Below are 18225 nucleotides of genomic sequence, written 5' to 3'. Positions count from 1 at the left end.
GATAATAAACTATTATTGATAGTTGTTAACAATTCAACTCATGAACAAGCAATTGGATATTTTATTAATTGAAGATAATTTTCTAGAAATAATGAAAATGAAAAGAACACTTTCATTATTAGAATTAAATCACACACTTTCAGAAGCAAAAGATGCAGAAATTGCCTTAGAAATTCTAAAAGGAAGTAAAAGATATCCCGATTTAATTTTACTAGATTTAAATATGCCTAAAATTAGCGGTATTGAGTTTTTAGACATTTTAAAAAAGAGTGAAGATTTTAGACATATTCCTACTGTGATTTTAACCACTTCAGACAATAAATCAGACTTAGAAGAGTGTTATAAATTAGGTATTTCTGGATACATCTTAAAACCATTAAAGTACGAAGATTACGTTAAAAAAATGGATGCTGTTTTAACATATTGGAGTACAAATGAACTAAAAAAATACTAACACGTGAAAGGAATTGTCTTTACTGAGTTTTTAGATTTGGTTGAACAAAAATTTGGTCTAGAAATGGTAGACAAAATCATTCAATAAGCTTCGCTAGAATCTAACGGAATTGGTATTGAAAAACAATATCACGACAAAATTTTTAAGATATTTCAATCATTAACCAAAAGACAAGATTCCTCAGGAATTGGTTTGTCAATTGCAAAAAAGATTGTAGAATTATATCAAGGAAAAATTTGGCTTGATAGTGAAAAAGGAATAGGAACGACATTTTATTTTACCATACCAAAAAAAATATGAAAACAGTTCAACTACGCAGAAACATTGACACTAATTGGCAATATTTAGGAGAAAATATACCTCTTGTTAAACCTCTTGTATTGGTTTTTGGAAGCAGGTATTTGCTTGAAAAAAACGATATCTATCAAGAAGTTAGAGAAATTTTTAAAGATGGTGAAATCGTTTTTGGCTCATCAGCAGGTGATATTTCTTCACATTCTGTAGATGATGATGGCATCACTATCACTGCAATTGAATTCGAAAAAAGTAATTTCGAAATCAAAACTGTCAATGTAAAAAATCAAAATCAGGCTGTGAATAGTTTTCAAGCGGGTTATGAATTGATTCAACAGTTTGATCAAGAAAATTTAAAATATGTGTTGGTAATTTCTGATGGAAGTGTCATTAATGGTAGTCAATTAGCCAATGGTATGAATAAAGTTACCCACAATGATATATTAATTACAGGAGCTTTATGTAGTGATGCTGCAAGATTTGAAAAAACTATTTGTTCGTACAACGAAAATCCAAAAGCTGGCGAAATTGTTGCGATTGGATTGTATGGTGAACATTTAGAAGTTTCATTTGCTATTAACGATGGTTGGACACCTTTTGGACCTGAAAGAATTGTAACCAAATCAAAAGACAATATTTTATACGAATTAGATAACAAACCTGCACTTGATTTGTATAAAACCTATTTGGGTGAAAAATCAAAAGAATTGCCTTCAGCAGCGTTGTTATTTCCTTTAAAAGTGAAATCTAGTAATGAAAACGAATCAATTGTTAGAACTATTTTAAACATTGACGAAAAAGAAAATTCAATGATTTTGGCGGGTGATATTGCCGAAAACTCCACAGTTCAATTGATGATGACTAATGTTGATAGCATTATAAATGCTGCCGAAATTGCTGCAAACAAAGCAAATCACCAAAGAAATAAAGTGCCAGAGCTTGCAATTTTAGTAAGTTGTATAGGTAGAAAATTAGTACTTGATCAACGAGTTGAAGAAGAAGTAGACGAAGTTGTTGAAGTTGTTGGGAATAAAACCACCATATGCGGATTGTATTCTTATGGTGAAATTGCCCCTTTTAACGGAGAAAATAATTGTCAATTACACAATCAAACAATGACAATTACCTTAATTAGCGAACAATGAATCCACTTTTAAAAAGGCAAATTCGAAAATATTTATCTGATGAATTAAAATCTCATCCAGAAATGCAACTTTTTTTGGATGCAGTAAATAAGTCTTACCACACTTTTGATGACCAATTTGTGATGCTTCAAAGAGCTACAAAAATTAGTTCTGAAGAACTATCTCAGGCAAATATTTTATTAAAAAAACAATATGATGCCCAAAATAAAATCATTGAAAAGTTGCAGAATGTTGTTGAAACTCTAAAAACCTACAACATAAAAGGGGTTAAAAACATTGATGATTTAGAACTTAATAGTCATAATCTTGTTGATTTTATCAACCATCAAGCAAAAAAAATCATCGAATTCAACACGCAAAGAGACAAGTTACTTCAAAATGTTGAGCAGCAAAATCGAGAACTCAATTATTATGCACACATGGTTTCTCATGATTTAAAATCACCCTTGCAAAGTATCAATACACTAACTTCTTGGATTAAAGAAGATTATAAAGACGCTTTAGAGCAAGATGGCCTAGAAAAACTAGATTTAATTCAAGAAAATGTAGACAAACTGTATTATATCGTTCACGGAATTTCAGAATTTTCAAAAGTTAGCAAAATTGAAAATAAATTTAAAAGTATAGCTTTAGAAAGTGTTTTATCAGACGTAGCAAAAAAAATCGAGACCTCAAAAAAATACGAATTCAATCTTCCAGCAAACCTCCCTGTAATTCAGGGTGATTTTTATACGTTAGAACGTTTATTTTTCAATATCATTGATAACGGAATTAAGTTTAATGATAAAGAAATTGCCATGATTACGCTAAATTTTAGCGAAGATGAAACCTTTTGGAAGTTTTCTATAAGTGACAATGGCAAAGGCATAGAAAGCAAATATTTTGATAAAATTTTCATCGCTTTTAAAAAATTGCAAAACGATGACAAATCTTCGGGCATTGGGCTTTCAATTGTCAAAAAAATTATAGAACTTTACAAAGGTACAATATGGTTAGAATCCACAATGAATGTTGGAACTACTTTCCATTTTACCTTAAAAAAATGATTTCTGAACAACCAAATTTAAATTATATAGATCAACTAGCAGCAGGAGATGAAGCTGTAAAGCAACTTCTGGTTGATGTTCTTAAAAATGAGTTTCCAGAAGAGAAAATTGCCTATTACGAAAGTTTAGCACAAAAAGATTTCAAGCTACTTGCAGCTAATGTACACAGAATGAAACCAAAAATAAGTATTTTGGGTTTCGAAAAAAGTTATAAATTAGCAAATGATTATGAACGAAATCTAAAAGATAACAATATTGAGGGTGCAGAAGCATTTGAGGAATTGTTACAAGTAATTTCATCGTATTTGAAAACTATTTAATTTCTATGAATTGCATATTAATTGATGATGAAAAAATGGCAAGAGTTATCATACAAACTCTTTGTAACAGTTTTGATGACCTTACCGTTGTTGAAGAATTTTCAAGTGCAATTCAAGCCATTAAATACTTAAATGAAAACGAAGTAGATCTTATTTTTTTAGATATTCACATGCCCGATTTTAGTGGGCTAGACTTTATCAAGACCCTAAAAAATCCGCCAAAAATAATCTTAACCACATCAGATCCTCAATTTGCTATTGAAGCTTTTGAATATGAGTGTGTAGTAGATTATTTGTTAAAGCCCATACAATTGCCACGCTTTGAAAAAGCCATTGCAAAAGTAAAAAATACAATCCCTAAAAAACCGAAAATAAAAGCTAGCAAGAGCGAAAAGGAAACGGTTGTTGAAAATGATTTTTATGTAAATATTGATAGACGTCTTATAAAAATTGATTTGGCTAGTATTTATTTGGTTGAAGCTAAAGGCGATTATATTCACATCAAAACAGAAGATAAAAACTATGTTGTGCATTCTACTTTAAAAAAAATAGAAGACAAATTGCCAACATCCCTTTTTTTAAAAGTGCATCGCTCTTTCATCATCAATGTCAAAAAAATCATTGATATTGAAGACAATAGTGTGTTGATTAAAAAAGATGTGGTTCCTGTAAGTCGTTCAAATAGACCTGAGCTTATGAAACGTCTCAATTTACTGTAGTTTCTTTTTAAACATTTTTCTTTCTAGCATTCCAATCCATTTAAAGGTTTCTTTACGTTTATCTATAAATTTTTGATCAATTGTTTTAGAAACATTCGTCGAAATACATCAATTCATTCATCGTAACTAAAAAGTTGCACATCGAAAAGAAAGCTAAACAGCATCTAATTGAACCTATCTTTGTAGTGTAATTAGAGAAAGGTAGTAATAATAAAAAGCATCCCTAACGAATAACCCCTATATACCCCTTACAAACCCTTAGTGTAAATTTTTACTGAGAAGGATTTTTTTGAAGCAAGTGTAAAGATTTAAATGTGAAAGAGCTACTTAGTAGCTCTTTTGTTTTTGTAATAACATAGCATTCAAAATGCTCGTTCCTGTACTTGCTAACTCCTTAATAATTATCAAATTGGCAAATCGATTTTCAGTTATTTGTGGATTTGGGTCTATAAAATAAATAGGAGTTTTTTGACTCACATAATGCACCAAACTTGCTGCAGGATACACTTGCATAGAAGTGCCAATAATTACTAAAATATCAGCTTTTTCAGTAAGTTCAATCGCTTTTTCAAGCATAGGTACTTCTTCTCCAAACCATACAATATGGGGGCGCAACTGACTTTTTTGTTTGCACAAATCTCCTAACATCAAGTCTTTTCTCCATTCTAAAATAGTAGTTGGATTTTTAGTACTGCGCACTTTTAAGAGTTCACCATGCAAATGCAACACATTTTTACTGCCTGCACGTTCGTGTAAGTCGTCGATATTTTGAGTGATGATTTGCACCTCAAAGTATTCTTCTAAAGCAACTAAATTATAATGTGCTTTGTTGGGCAAAACTGTTAACAACTGTCTTCTTCGTTGATTGTAAAAATCCAATACCAAAGCCGGATTTTTAGCAAAACCCTCAGGAGTTGCCACTTCTAATACATCATGACCTTCCCACAAACCATCAGCATCTCTAAAAGTTTTGATGCCACTTTCTGCTGAAATTCCTGCGCCTGTTAAAACGACTAATTTTTTCATAACTACAAAAATAGTATATTTAAAACCGTAAAGCGAATTCAATTTACAAGTACAAAATCAAATAGAAAATGAGTGATAAAGTTTTGGAATACATTGAAAAACATCCACAATGGAAAGAAATTCTCACTAAATTAAGAGAAATTATTACAGAATTCCCTTTGGAAGAAACCATCAAATGGGGTGCACCTGTGTTTGTTTTCAATCAAAAAAACTGTGTTGGATTGGCAGCATTTAAAAATTATTGTGGCTTGTGGTTTTTTCAGGGAGCTTTGTTGCATGACGAAAAAAAAGTTTTTATCAACGCGCAAGAAGGCAAAACCAAAGCAATGTTGCAGTGGCGATTTTTTTCAATTGATGATGTACAAACGGAACTAATCAAAGAATATATTGCCCAGACAATTGAAAATATAAAGTTGGGTAAAGAAATCAAACGAAAAACGGAGGATGTCAATGTAAATATTCCGATTGAACTTCAAAATGAGCTCTCTAAAAATAAGGATTTAACAATCGCTTTTCAGCAACTTACTAAGAGCTGTCAACGAGAGTATGCTACCTATATTTCTGAAGCGAAAAAATCTGAAACCAAACTAAAAAGAGTTGACAAGTGTATTGCTATGATTTTGGATAAAAAGGGATTGAATGACCAATATCAAAAAAACTAATTTATAATTATCTTTTCAATAGTTGCAGTAGAATCACATCTAGAAACGTATAAACTGATGTTTTTTAAATTGTCTTTACCCGTAATAAAGTATTCAGCACAAGGTTTTTGTCTTGGTTTTCCTTTGTTAAAATCTACATCTGCATTTCTTAGTATTTTAGAAATGATAGTAGTATCCAATTGTTTGTTTTGAAGAGTTTGCAATGCTTCATTGGAATAGAATCGTTCTTTAATTCGAATGGTTTTTAAGGTTCGTGCGTCCATTCCATAGTCAAATGAAGCATTTTTATTTTTCCATATAAAAGAAACTGCAATGGCTCCAATGGAAACACCTATCAAATAATAACCAATTCTTTTCAGTAACATCGTATAAATTTATGCTGCAAAAATACTTTTTTTAAGCTATAAATAGGGTTAAATAAGCAATAAATTAATATCTCTGTATGGTAAATCGAACCAATCAGCTACTGTTTTGTTGGTTAAAATTCCGTGATAAAAATACATGCCATTGCGCAAGCTTCTATCAAATCGTGCTGCATTTTCAAAACCACCTTCTTCTGCAATGTTTAACAGATATGGCGTAAAAATATTACTGATAGAAACAGAGGCAGTTCGTGCATATCTTGCAGGAATATTGGGTACACAATAATGAATCACTCCATGTTTTACAAAAGTTGGTGTGTTGTGTGTAGTAACGTTAGAAGTTTCAAAACAACCACCTCTATCAATACTTACATCTACAATGACAGCTCCTTCTTTCATGGTTTTAATCATGTCTTCAGTAGCACAAATGGGCGACCTGTTTTTACCTCTAATCGCACCAATAGCCACATCACAACGCATCAAAGCTTTGGCTACCGATTTTGGTTGCACAGTAGAAGTATAAATTGGTGCGTGCAAACAGTCTTGCAATTTGCGAAGTTTGCTGATAGAATTGTCAAAAACTTTTACTCTAGCTCCCAAACCAATAGCGGTTTTGGCAGCATATTCACCCACAGTTCCTGCGCCAAAAATCACCACGCTTGATGGTGGCACACCTCCAATATTTCCTAACAACAAACCATTTCCTTTGTTAATGCCGCTCATCAATTCGGCTGCAATTAATATAGATGCAGTACCAGCAATTTCACTGAGCGATTTTACAATAGGATAAGAATTATGCTCGTCTTTGATAAAATCAAAAGCCACTGCAGTAATTCTTTTTTTAGCCAATTGTTCAAAATAGGCTTTGGATTGAGTTTTTAATTGCAATGACGAAATTAAGATGGTTTGCGGATTGATATATCCGATTTCTTTTTCTGTTGGCGGGGCAACTTTCAATACAATATTGCATTTAAAAGCTTCTTCTACGTTGTCAGATATTTTTGCACCTGCCTCTGAGTATTCTTTGTCTGAGTAACTAGAATGCAAACCTGCACCAGTTTCAACTACAATTCGGTGACCATGTGCACACAAGGCAGATACAGCATCTGGCGTTAAACAAACTCTTTTTTCACCCAAATAGGTTTCTTTAGGCAAGCCTATAAAAAGCTCTCCTTTGCGTTTTTGCACTTCTAACATTTCTTCTTGGGGTAGCAAATCTTCTTTGCTAAAAGGAGAAAAAGAACTCATAAATGTCTATTATTTGATTAGAATGTTTCGTTTGCCATTTGCTGCCATAGAAAGTTGAATTTCTACCGCGTTTAAAGGTAGTAAATTTTTGATGTTTTGAGGCCACTCAATCAAACACCAATCATTGTTATAAAAATAATCATCAATTCCGATGTCTAAAGCTTCGGTTTCATCGATAATTCTATAAAAATCGAAGTGATACACTCGCTCATTGTTAGTGGTTTGATATTCATTAACCAATGAAAAAGTAGGAGAGGAGATGTTATCTACAACACCCAATTGCAAGCAAATTTCTTTAATAAGCGTAGTTTTTCCCACACCCATTTCTCCATAAAACAACAGTGTTTTTTTAGGAACAGTTGCAATTATTTTCGTTGCAATGGCCGTTAAATCTGATAAATCATAGTCTCTATTCATGAGGTTAAAAATAACAAAGATAATGTAGCTAGCGTTAAAAAATGTTTGAAAATTGCTTTCTAAACCAAGCTGCAGTTGAAACGACGATTTTCAAAGTCAATTCGAGTGTTTTTGTATAGTAACGAACTAAATAATATATCTAGAACAATCAAACCCTTTTTTTGTTTTATAAAGTAAAAGGATTGCCTAATTTTGCCACTTTCTAAAATGAAATTAAAAAGAACATATATAGCTTTTTATATAATTCTTATTTCATTATAAATATTCAACCAAAATAATGATTTCAAAACCTATCCAACTTAAAAAATACATCAACCTCTTTGACTTCAAACAAAAAGTAGATTATAAGACCGAAGTTTTATCAGGACTAACAGTAGCGATTGCATTGATTCCAGAGGCTGTTGCTTTTGCGCTCATAGCTGGCTTATCTCCGTTAACAGGTTTGTATGCCGCATTTGTAATGGGTTTGATAACCTCAATTTTAGGTGGAAGACCAGGCATGATTTCGGGAGCAACAGGAGCAGTAGCTGTGGTAATTGTTGCTTTGGCAATTTCGCACGGACCTGAATATATTTTTGCAACCGTTGTTTTAGCCGGAATTTTACAGGTTACAGCAGGTGTTTTACGTTTGGGAAAATTGATGCGTTTAGTGCCCCATCCAGTGATTTTCGGATTTGTCAATGGTTTGGCAATCATCATTTTTATGTCGCAATTGGCTCAATTTAAAGACAATAATGGCGATTGGTTGACAGGGAGTTCTTTGGCAATTTTTTTAGGATTGGTGGTATTAACCATGTTGATTATTTGGGGTTTGCCAAAACTAACCAAAGTGATTCCTTCGTCGTTAATGGCAATTTTAACCATTTCAGGAATTGTAATTGGGTTTGGGATTGATACCAAAACTGTGGGTGATATTGCGTCTATTCAAGGTGGTTTTCCGCCATTTCACATTCCTAATGTACCTGTTAACTTAGAAACGTTGGTTGTAATTTTCCCGTATGCGGCAATTGTGGCTGGTGTTGGATTGATTGAAAGTTTGTTAACTTTAAATATCGTTGACGAGATTACAGAAACGCGTGGTCGTGGTAATAAAGAGGCAGTTGCTCAAGGTGCAGCCAATATTTTATCGGGTTTTTTCTCAGGAATGGGAGGTTGTGCCATGATTGGTCAAAGTTTAATCAACGTTTCAAACGGGGCAAGAGCAAGGTTATCAGGAATTGTTGCAGCTGTGGCATTGTTAGCTTTTGTAATGTTTGGGGCAGGTTTAATTGAGCAATTGCCCATGGCAGCTTTAACTGGTTTGATGATTATGGTGGCAATTGGAACCTTTGAATGGGCGAGTTTAAAAACCTTTAACAGAATGCCAAAATCCGACATTTTTGTTATGGTAGTAGTTACATTAGTAACGGTATTCTTGCACAATTTGGCATTGGCAGTTATAATTGGGGTAATTATAGCGGCTTTGGTATTTGCTTGGGACAATGCGCAACGCATTCGTGCTCGAAAATATACTGACGAAAAAGGCATTAAACACTACGAGATTTACGGTCCTTTATTTTTTGGTTCGGTAACTGTTTTCAACGAAAAGTTTGATGTTTTGAACGATCCTGAACAAATCATCATTGATTTTAAAGAAAGTAGGGTTGTAGACATGTCTGCCATAGAGGCATTGAACAAAATAACAGAGCGATATGAAAAAGTAGGTAAAAAAGTACACTTACGTCATTTGAGTGCAGATTGTCAAAAATTATTGAAAAATGCCGACAAAATTATTGAGGTTAATGTACTTGAAGATCCTAGTTATAAGGTAATGTCTGATTTATAAAAAGTACATCATTTTCGTAAATTTCAAGACATAAATCCATACTTATCTCTTTAAAAACTGCTTTTTTATTTTGATGCATTATTGATTTTTCTCAAAATTAGCATATAAAAAATCATTCGTTTGTAAGGTTTTTTATAGCACATGACAATCAAATAACTTACCCAGTGATTTTTTTGTATTTCATATATAAAAAATGATTATTTTTCACACCATCAAAAAAAAGTTGTGGCGATTTTGCCCTTTATGTATACATGTCCGCTTTAATGCGCATGTTTATAAAAACAGGCAGTATGAAATGTCCATTAACAAAAGTTGCAAACCCACCAAAAATGATAATCAGGACATTACATCTGACCATTGAAAAACAATAAATATTAACAGATGAAAAACATGCTAATTCTTGTGTTATTATTTACTTGTTCATGGTTATCAGGACAAGAAAATACTGCTTTATTACTTCAAAAAACCAATGCTTCAGAACTCCAATTCGATACAACTAACGAAGATGCGGTTTTCATCGCTAAAAACAAGTTAACAAACAAATGGGGAATGTATCAAGGATATGCAAATCATGATATCAAAGAACTCATCCCACCAGCTTATGATTCCATTGATTTTTTTGGATACAATGCTAAACTAACAGGTGTTTGGCTTGATGGTAAAGTAGGTTTGTACACTTCACCTTGGACTTACGGTTCAAAAAAAGCCAAACAAACGGTTGAATGTCTTTATGATGGATACAAGATATTCCAGGTTGAAAAAACAGTCAATGACGGATTGAGCACTTACCAAAGCTATGTAGATTATGTAGCTGTAAAAAAAGAGGGACTTTGGGCTTGGATTGATTGGATGACAGGAGAACTAAAAACCGATTTTTTATACAATCTAGATAAAGAGCAAATGCCTTATCCGGAGTTTGAACAGGAGAATTAATCAAATTAAATTAAGAATAAATGAAAACAATTTTAACAACAATTTTTTTAGCAGCTACACTAATTGGTACAGCATCAAAAAAGGACATTGATGTTGCAAATCAACCTCTATCTAAGGCTTTTGAAAACACAACCAAAAATATCAAAGCTCTTACGAACCAATATGACAATCAACAATGCAGAACAAAAGAATACTTTGGTACTAAAAAAATAGGCGATAATGAGTCTTTAGAATTTGTCATGATATTTTGTACAAAAGGATTTATCAATAGCAAATCTACTTCAGATGAAAAATTTGTGAGACTTAAAATACAGCATAAGCAAACCAAAAACGGAGTTACGAAAATCTCTCAACACGAATCTGTGCATACTGTAAAATCAACCATTGAACATCCCAATATGGTATCTGCTAAACTCATAGAATTATCACTATCAAAGATTGAAAAAAACGAGTTCAGTTTATCAAAAATATTTGATATGAATAAATTGAAGTTGATTTATCCTACAGGGTATGAAGATAATTTTGTAAGGATGTTAAATCTTAATGGGTGGGGATTTGTAGATCTTAAAGATAAAAATAAAAATGAAGATGAAGATGAAGGCTGGTAGCATCTAATTGCTTGTGTAAGCAAATTTTGGTATCATACAAATGCCCTATACAGATTGTTATCTGTAACATTAAATGAATCATAAAAGAAGCATATTTAAAAACCTTATTGATTACAATGGGGTTAACAAAAAATAAAATTTAACTTTATGAAAAGAATAATCTTTTTTCTAGGCTTATTTCTTATTTCAAGTTTTACAACAAAACTTTACAGTCAATCTGATGAAGTTAAAAACCGCTATTACAGAATTACCAGTGCAGCAAAGGAGTTTGAAGTTGATTTAAATGCTTTTCCGCCTTCACCCTCTAAAACAACAGCTAGAGCAATTAGCGATTCAGCCTCTTCATTATACGTTGCTGTAAATAATTTATTATCAACCTTAGAGTATGAATCAAATACTAGTGTTAATTCTGCAGAATTAAGAAAAGCGTATCAAGACTTTCGATCAAAAATACAATTGATTGATTTGGATAGATTGGTTGATTTGGCAGATTTACTAGTGGATGCAAACTGTTTTACGAATGTTAAATTATGCAATTTTGTTTTTAGACATAAAGACGTGATTCGCGAATACAACAAAACCTATATCAACGGAATCAATAATGCACAACAAGCGTATAGTTTGGTAAAAAGAGAGTTTGAAAATGATAAGTTGGATAGAATGAGTAAGCAAATTAATACGAACCAAAAACAAACTGTGCAAAAGAAAGTAAATGATGATTTTAATGATTTTGATGAATTTGAGGATATAGATAACACTTCAAAAAAGAATTCATCAAATAATCTTACAAATGGTAAATCAATTACGATGCGCTATTCAAACGGCACAAAATATATAGGTGAATTTAAAAATAATCAAAGGTCAGGTATAGGAAAACTTTTTGATACTGATGGGAAAATAATTTATGAGGGAGAGTGGCTGAATGACACACAACACGGAAAAGGAAAAAGATATTTTAAGAGCGGTGATGTATACGAAGGTGAGTTTAAAAATGGAAAATATCACGGACGAGGTGTTTACCAGAAATATAACGGCTTTAAATATGAAGGTCAATTTCAAAATGATCAATTCAATGGGTATGGATCTATTTTTTATACAAACAAGACTAAATATGAAGGCGGTTTTAAAAACAATAAAGCCCATGAGTCAGGTACCTATACCAATAAATATGGTATTTTATTTAATGGAAATTGGAGAAATGGAGAGTTATACGGCAAAAAATTTGAGTATTTGGATCAGATTAAAAAAAGTAACTCAAGATTTTCTAGCTTACTTAATTTTAGAAGAAAATTTAACTATGCAGATAAACGTTTCGATTTTCAGTCAATTGACTTTAATAAAGAAGCTCCTACATTTGAAGAATTGGATTATGCAAATCTTACATTTAATGCAGAAGGATACATTGATATTCCATTTGTTTTAACTAAAGATTTGTCTCCAAATTCTACTTTTTTTCTTATGATTATTAATTCAAGTACTTGGTCTGTTTTAGATTCCAATAAGAAATCCATTGTTAAAAGCTATATAAATTTAAAAGACGAAAACGATAATATCATTGCAATAACGCAGTCAAATGATAATTTGTCAATACCTATCACCAAAAAAGGAACCTATTATATCAGGCTATTTAATAAATCTGGTAATATGTCCGAACATTTGTCATTATTTTTTGTAGGCGAAGCTTTGAATGTAAAATAATTATTATCCCTTGAAAAAAAGTATTTCAATAGTATAATTTACAGGATATTACACAGAATTAAGGCAATAGAAAAAGACACAGATGAGTATGAAAATGAACTAAACAAATACAATCAAAAGTTAGAAACACTAATTGTAGTACTTATTGCTAAACAATGACAGAAAAAAGAGAAATTAAGCAAAATAAAAAGAGAAGTAAAGTAACGCTATCTAAATTAACATTTCATAAACTTAACTGGTTAGAGTATATAACTATAGGGCTTAGTTTGTGGTTTTTGTTTTATCCAAAACCTTATACAATTCTTTTTACGGTACTTTTGTGTATTCCAGTAGTTGGACTTTTACTTAATGGATTAACTGGCAGACCAAGTATCGCAAGTCTTGTTGAAATTTCTAAAGACAATAATGGTGATGACAAGTATGATGTTGCAGATTTTATAGACTTTGCTGCATGGGTAATTTTAATAAGAGTTTTAATTGATTTTGAGTTTGAAAGTTTTTATAGTTTGATATTGCCAGGGACTATTACATTTATAATTATGTTAGTTATTCTATTTTCAACACATAAGCTTATAGATAATACAACTAAGAGCAAAACATGGATTTACCTATCACTTATTTTCAATGTTTTTCTATTCAGTTACGCTGGTACATATGGGGTAAATTGTGTGTTCGACAATTCTGAACCAATAGTTTACGAGACGGAGGTAATTGACAAAAGAATTAGTAAAGGGAGAAGAGGTAGGAAAACATATTATGTAAAAGTTAATCCTTGGGGACACCATTATGATAAGGAAGAAATATCAGTAGCAAATAGTCAATATGAAGAAATTCAAATTGGGCAAACCATAAAAATTGACCTAAAAGTAGGGCTATTTCACATACCTTGGTACTATATACAATGACCATGAAGAAAAAATACCAATAAAAAGTACCATTCAAATGCTTCAATCAACACAAAAACTCATTGCTTATTTCCAATTAGATGCCTCATTAAGAAATACAACCCTTATTACTTCTTTGGTAAATGCCGTTGTAAAATGTGGTGATAAACAAGATGCTAAGGCGCTGTTACAACTGTACTTACCCAATGCTTCTGAGTTTCATTATTCGTATCTTTTGCCTGTTTTTAAAGCCTTTGGTGATGCTTCAATGGCAGCTGAATTGTTCGATATTGTCATTAAAGACCAGCAATTAATACCCAATGCAGACCCCGAAATTTTAGAAGTTTTAGGTCATTTACAGTTTGCACCCATAAAACCAATCTTAGCTGAGTATCTTTTTAATTCAGATACTAAAACGGATTATTATATCAGCAAATATGCTGCTTTAGGATTGCTTCATTTCAATTGTGATGAATATCAAGAAACCATCTTAAAAGCCATTGAAAAATGTTATGGAGAAAACTTATTTCCTGAGTTTATTCCTGCCTTGGTTTGCAAACTAAAAGATACAAAGAACACACTCCAAAAACTCTATGATTTGGGTGATGAGGTCGCTTCAACAGATTGTAATGCAGGTATTTTACTCGGTTTTTCGTTGTGTGGAGAAGAAGGTAAATATTATTTTAAAAAAGCCCTTTTCAATCAACATTGGGAAACCTTTTCAACAAGTACAGGAACAATTCATTATGCCTATGAAGGGTTGAAAAACCTAGGCATTTTATTACAGGAACTATATCAAGAAATCAAATCCATTTCAGATACAGCCTCACTATCATACGCTATGGATGTTTTTTTGGCATTGTTGAACAAAAAAATAGAGGATATCGAACACAATGCTACAGAAAGTTATGCCAGTTTGTATGTTGCGTTATTTCAATGGAAAAGCGCATCTGAAAGCGATAATTTCATTGATTTAGCCACTAGCGTTGATAAAGAAACCGAAGCCTATGAAATTGAAAAATTACTTGCATTAAAAATGAATGAAGAGGTCGTACTAAAGAATTTTATATAATTCATTTCGTTAGGTATTGAGTACAGCTTTATTGACTATGGCGATTGGATTTTGGAGATAATTAATAGCTATAAGTAATATTCAATAGAATGCAAATCAAACCAAGTGTATGTTTAGGGTTTTATAAAAAAGCAAAACAACAACAAACACAAAGAACCCCTATGTGTACGCTATGTGGCTGAAATAAAAGTTAGTTACATAAATAAATCAATTGGTAACCACATAGCTATGATTTACTAAATTAAAGCGAAGCGACTACAATCACAAAAAACCCCTATGTGACCTTCTATGTGGCAAAAACAAAAGTAATGTCTTACACACCTGCAATCCCACACGTACCCAACTGCAATCGCGTCAGTGCGCAGTTGCAGACGGGCACGTGCACTACTACCTAATAATAGTACTATTTCTATTAATAAATAGTAGAAGTATTTTAGATAAATAGTACTAATTATCTACAGCAAATATACTATATTTGGGTACTCCACTACGTGCGCAGTAGCAGTTGGGTACGTACGCAATTGCAACTACACACTTTCGGAGCTGCAACAATACATTTACAATAATTTAATTTAGCAATTATGGCACTACAATACCGCATTACAAAACGAGCAAACAACATCAAAGAGAATAGTGAAATTTACATCATGCAAGCCATCCATACAGGAGTCATTGATACGGATGAACTGAGCGAAATTATCAGCAGTGAATCGAGTTTGTCGGAAGCTGATATCAAAGCAGTGTTGATTTCTTTGGGTAAAAAAATGCAGTTTTATTTGCAACAAGGTAAAATCATTGACCTCGATCATATTGGAAAATTTAAAATGGGATTTCAATGCAAAGCTACTAACGACCCCAAAAACCTAAAATCACCCCAAAGCATCCAAAAGTTTCATATCAATTACCAACCTACAGCCAAAATGAAAAAGTTTTTAAAACAAGGTGTGCCTGTGTTGAAAGAAGCATAGGGTGTTTTTCCTGTATTTGCTATAGCTGTGGCGATTGTATTGATTTTATTTGTATTTTGTGGTGCGAAAAAATGTGCTATAGTTTGTGAAATGTTACATAAAGTTGCGCATATTAACTAGTTAGCTGTAATTTCGGACAATGTTCAAATATTTGAAATGAGGCTTTCCGTAAATAAAGATGTTAGCAAATTATTAAATTAGTAACCTAAAAGAATAAAATAAAAATATGGCAAGATGTACAGCACCTTCAAGAGGACATAGAACAGCAAGTGGCGCAGCAAATTGTCCTGCGTGTAGTAGTAGATATGGCGGATATGGTTCTAGATATTCATACCCTTCTTATGATAACTATTATTCCTCAACCAGTAGAACATCTTCATCTGGAAATTATAATATTTCAAAAGGTCGAACTCGAAAAGCTTCTTGGTCAAAATCTAGTTCAACAATTTATTATACGTCAGCAGAGATAAATGCACTTACACCTGTTAGAAAAGTTGTAGAAAAAAGAGCTGAAAAACCTGATATTAGAGATATTTTTCTTTGTCACGCTTGGGATGACAGAAAAGAATCTGCATTAGAATTATACAACTTACTTGAATCAAATGGTGTAAATGTATGGTTCAGTGAAAAAGATATACCATTAGGAACTTCATTTCTTCGGGAAATCGATAAAGGTTTAGCAAAATCTAAAATTGGAATTGTTTTAGTAACACCGAACTTTTTGAAAAGAGTACAGAATGAAGGTGTTGCCGAAAAAGAATTATCTGCTTTACTTGCTACAGACCAGCTAGTACCTATTGTGCATAATACAACATATGATGAATTAAGAGATGTGAGTCCATTATTAGGGTCAAGGAATGGATTAGATACACAAGAAGATACAATGGAAAATATTGCAAAGAAATTGACTGAATTAATTACTGTAAAAGAAGAAAACTACAGCTAACAATGGCTATAAGTAATTGCTTGTTCTCGCCTACTCCTGAAAATCCTCGCGGATTTTCAGTTTGGTGCGTACTTGCAAAATTAAGTGCTAACCCACGCAACTACTCATAGCCGAGACCGTTACAAGCCATAGTAAGACGACAACAACATAAAGACGTCATATGAATATAATTCAACAAATAATTGACTTTTTTAATCATCCAGTTTTCATCATTGTAGGTGGACTAACTGTGGTTTTTGCAGCGATAGGAATAATTTATAGAGTTGTTTGTATAACCCTCGGAGTAACGCCCTTAGTATTTAGGATTGGAAAAGCAATTTGGCGTAGAAAAGTTGCAATTATTGGAACTTCCGAAGTATTTTCAACTCTCAAAGACTGCATCACTGACACGGATATATTTAATAAGAAAAACGTCATTCATATTCCTATTGACAATATTGACAAAGCAAAAGAACATACAATTTTACTCGTTGACTGGGAAACAAGCGGTATTCTAATAGACCAAATATTTGTAGCAAGAAAAAATCATAATACAGCCGTTATCATTTTTGCAAAGGCTGGTTCCATTCCTAACGACAAGATGGCTGAAATTGCAAACAAAAGCAATACAGTTGTAGTGAACTTCAAAGGTCGACTGCTAAATGACATCTTAAACTCTTTAATAACAACTAGCTTCGATGGACAGTAATATGTATTTAGAAACAATTCTCAACAAATACGCTCCAAGAAGTTTGGATAGCTATACGCTCAACATCTTACTTCTAAAATCAGACCTGCAAAAGTGGGCTTCATCTTGTTACATTTCAATATTGAACTCTGGGTCAAGAGCAAAAGGGACAGCTATTTCCATTGCATCTGATGTTGATTACCTTATTTCATTAACAAGTGACTGCAACGCCAATAACGGTGGTCTTAAAAGCATTTATGATAGTTTGTATAACCACTTAAGAACAAAGTATAATCCAGTCAGAAAACAAAACGTTTCCTTTAGAATTAAGATTGGCAACTTGGAAGTTGACATCACTCCTGCAAGAAAACAATCTGGAAATACAAATGACCACTGGCTTTATGTTTCAAAGCAAGACACTTGGAAACAGACGAACATTCAAAAGCATATTAATGATATATCAGGGAGTGGTAGGTTAAATGAAATTAAACTTCTGAAAATTTGGAGAGAGTTAAATGGACTTGACTTTCCATCAATCTATCTCGAATATTTATCAATTAGTTCCTTATCTGGAAAATCTAAAGACGCCTCAAAACTTAGCGACAACTTCATTTTTCTTTTAAGAGAACTAGCAAAAGACACAAACAACCCTCTGAACAGTAGAATTGTTGACCCTGCAAACTCAAATAATATTTTGTCTGATTTACTGACTGCGACTGAAAAAAAGGCTATCATTTCAAAGGCCAAAACTTCGTGTGGAAAACAATATTGGAAAGACATAGTATGGTGACGAAATCAAGAACTACGGCTGGTAACAGCCGTTTTGCAAAAGCGGGGGTTTTGTGCTTCTATGACAGTGAAGTGCTAAATCCAAGTTTTGTGCATATAATGAAGTTTAGTGCTGTAAATCCCCGCCTTCACAAAGCTGCAA

General features: G+C 32.5%; 20 protein-coding genes and 1 pseudogene. 17 read left to right on the top strand and 4 right to left on the bottom strand.

Going from position 1 to position 18225, the window contains the following annotated elements; translation table 11 throughout:
* Positions 1 to 40: 40 nt before the first annotated feature.
* The 6 genes and pseudogenes from WHA43_RS03095 to WHA43_RS03070 all read left to right on the top strand — a co-directional run bounded on the left by WHA43_RS03095 (position 41) and on the right by WHA43_RS03070 (position 3978).
* Complete coding sequence (locus WHA43_RS03095) at positions 41 to 454, top strand: response regulator (RefSeq protein ID WP_105045685.1); 414 nt, start codon at positions 41 to 43, stop codon at positions 452 to 454.
* 90 nt (positions 455 to 544) lie between these two features.
* Positions 545 to 754: pseudogene (locus WHA43_RS03090) on the top strand (ATP-binding protein); the annotation flags it as partial.
* On the top strand, positions 751 to 1893 hold the full coding sequence (locus WHA43_RS03085) for an FIST signal transduction protein (protein WP_105045684.1): 1143 nt from the start codon (positions 751 to 753) through the stop codon (positions 1891 to 1893). The pseudogene WHA43_RS03090 and the gene WHA43_RS03085, both read left to right, overlap by 4 nt.
* Complete coding sequence (locus tag WHA43_RS03080) at positions 1890 to 2939, top strand: sensor histidine kinase (RefSeq protein ID WP_105045683.1); 1050 nt, start codon at positions 1890 to 1892, stop codon at positions 2937 to 2939. The genes WHA43_RS03085 and WHA43_RS03080 overlap by 4 nt, the downstream gene beginning before the upstream one ends.
* Positions 2936 to 3259, top strand: a complete 324-nt coding sequence (locus tag WHA43_RS03075; protein ID WP_105045682.1) for a histidine kinase — start codon at positions 2936 to 2938, stop codon at positions 3257 to 3259. Before WHA43_RS03080 ends, WHA43_RS03075 begins: the two co-directional genes overlap by 4 nt.
* 5 nt (positions 3260 to 3264) lie before the next feature.
* A complete protein-coding gene (locus WHA43_RS03070; protein ID WP_105045681.1) occupies positions 3265 to 3978 on the top strand; it encodes a LytR/AlgR family response regulator transcription factor in 714 nt (237 codons plus the stop codon).
* 327 nt (positions 3979 to 4305) lie between these two features.
* Here WHA43_RS03070 and WHA43_RS03065 read toward each other — a convergent pair whose 3' ends face one another.
* Complete coding sequence (locus tag WHA43_RS03065; RefSeq protein WP_105045680.1) at positions 4306 to 5004, bottom strand: SIR2 family NAD-dependent protein deacylase; 699 nt, start codon at positions 5002 to 5004, stop codon at positions 4306 to 4308.
* A 68-nt stretch (positions 5005 to 5072) separates the two neighbouring features.
* Between WHA43_RS03065 and WHA43_RS03060 the strand changes: the two genes are divergently transcribed.
* Positions 5073 to 5666 carry a YdeI/OmpD-associated family protein gene (locus WHA43_RS03060; RefSeq protein WP_105045679.1) on the top strand — a complete coding sequence of 198 codons (594 nt, stop codon included), beginning with the start codon at positions 5073 to 5075 and terminating at the stop codon, positions 5664 to 5666.
* Here the strand turns inward: WHA43_RS03060 and WHA43_RS03055 are convergent.
* Genes WHA43_RS03055 through tsaE form a run of 3 tightly spaced genes read right to left on the bottom strand, consistent with a single transcriptional unit; the run spans position 5663 to position 7693 of the window.
* Positions 5663 to 6031 (bottom strand): DUF4258 domain-containing protein, encoded by a 369-nt coding sequence (locus tag WHA43_RS03055; RefSeq protein WP_105045678.1) that lies wholly within the window; start codon positions 6029 to 6031, stop codon positions 5663 to 5665. The genes WHA43_RS03060 and WHA43_RS03055 overlap by 4 nt on opposite strands.
* A 48-nt stretch (positions 6032 to 6079) precedes the next feature.
* Positions 6080 to 7276, bottom strand: a complete 1197-nt coding sequence (locus tag WHA43_RS03050; protein ID WP_105045677.1) for an alanine dehydrogenase — start codon at positions 7274 to 7276, stop codon at positions 6080 to 6082.
* A 9-nt stretch (positions 7277 to 7285) separates the two neighbouring features.
* Positions 7286 to 7693 carry a tRNA (adenosine(37)-N6)-threonylcarbamoyltransferase complex ATPase subunit type 1 TsaE gene (tsaE, locus tag WHA43_RS03045; protein ID WP_105045676.1) on the bottom strand — a complete coding sequence of 136 codons (408 nt, stop codon included), beginning with the start codon at positions 7691 to 7693 and terminating at the stop codon, positions 7286 to 7288.
* A 277-nt stretch (positions 7694 to 7970) separates the two neighbouring features.
* Here tsaE and WHA43_RS03040 point away from each other — a divergent pair, with 277 nt between their 5' ends.
* The 10 genes from WHA43_RS03040 (at position 7971) to WHA43_RS02995 (ending at position 18084) form a co-directional block, all read left to right on the top strand.
* Complete coding sequence (locus WHA43_RS03040) at positions 7971 to 9518, top strand: SulP family inorganic anion transporter (protein WP_105045675.1); 1548 nt, start codon at positions 7971 to 7973, stop codon at positions 9516 to 9518.
* Positions 9519 to 9899: 381 nt separating this feature from the next.
* A complete protein-coding gene (locus WHA43_RS03035) occupies positions 9900 to 10451 on the top strand; it encodes a hypothetical protein (RefSeq protein ID WP_105045674.1) in 552 nt (183 codons plus the stop codon).
* A gap of 20 nt (positions 10452 to 10471) precedes the next feature.
* Entirely contained in the window at positions 10472 to 11059 is a 588-nt protein-coding gene (locus WHA43_RS03030) for a hypothetical protein (RefSeq protein ID WP_105045673.1), read from the top strand.
* 147 nt (positions 11060 to 11206) lie between these two features.
* Positions 11207 to 12757, top strand: coding sequence for an MORN repeat-containing protein (locus WHA43_RS03025; RefSeq protein ID WP_105045672.1), 1551 nt, complete (start codon positions 11207 to 11209; stop codon positions 12755 to 12757).
* Between the two features lie 155 nt (positions 12758 to 12912).
* The gene (locus tag WHA43_RS03020) at positions 12913 to 13662 is read left to right on the top strand and encodes a hypothetical protein (protein ID WP_105045671.1); all 750 of its coding nucleotides are present in this window, start codon (positions 12913 to 12915) and stop codon (positions 13660 to 13662) included.
* Positions 13663 to 13699: 37 nt separating this feature from the next.
* Positions 13700 to 14713, top strand: coding sequence for a hypothetical protein (locus WHA43_RS03015; protein ID WP_105045670.1), 1014 nt, complete (start codon positions 13700 to 13702; stop codon positions 14711 to 14713).
* Between the two features lie 581 nt (positions 14714 to 15294).
* Positions 15295 to 15681 carry an HU family DNA-binding protein gene (locus WHA43_RS03010; RefSeq protein WP_105045669.1) on the top strand — a complete coding sequence of 129 codons (387 nt, stop codon included), beginning with the start codon at positions 15295 to 15297 and terminating at the stop codon, positions 15679 to 15681.
* A 226-nt stretch (positions 15682 to 15907) separates the two neighbouring features.
* Positions 15908 to 16627 (top strand): toll/interleukin-1 receptor domain-containing protein, encoded by a 720-nt coding sequence (locus WHA43_RS03005; protein ID WP_105045668.1) that lies wholly within the window; start codon positions 15908 to 15910, stop codon positions 16625 to 16627.
* A gap of 160 nt (positions 16628 to 16787) precedes the next feature.
* Positions 16788 to 17315 (top strand): hypothetical protein, encoded by a 528-nt coding sequence (locus tag WHA43_RS03000; RefSeq protein WP_105045667.1) that lies wholly within the window; start codon positions 16788 to 16790, stop codon positions 17313 to 17315.
* Positions 17305 to 18084 (top strand): nucleotidyltransferase domain-containing protein, encoded by a 780-nt coding sequence (locus WHA43_RS02995; protein ID WP_146104889.1) that lies wholly within the window; start codon positions 17305 to 17307, stop codon positions 18082 to 18084. Before WHA43_RS03000 ends, WHA43_RS02995 begins: the two co-directional genes overlap by 11 nt.
* Positions 18085 to 18225 lie beyond the last annotated feature (141 nt).

The organism is Polaribacter gangjinensis, assembly GCF_038024125.1.
GTDB lineage: Bacteria > Bacteroidota > Bacteroidia > Flavobacteriales > Flavobacteriaceae > Polaribacter > Polaribacter gangjinensis.
Note: the sequence above shows the minus strand (reverse complement) of the source record. Positions and strands in the feature narration are given on the sequence as shown.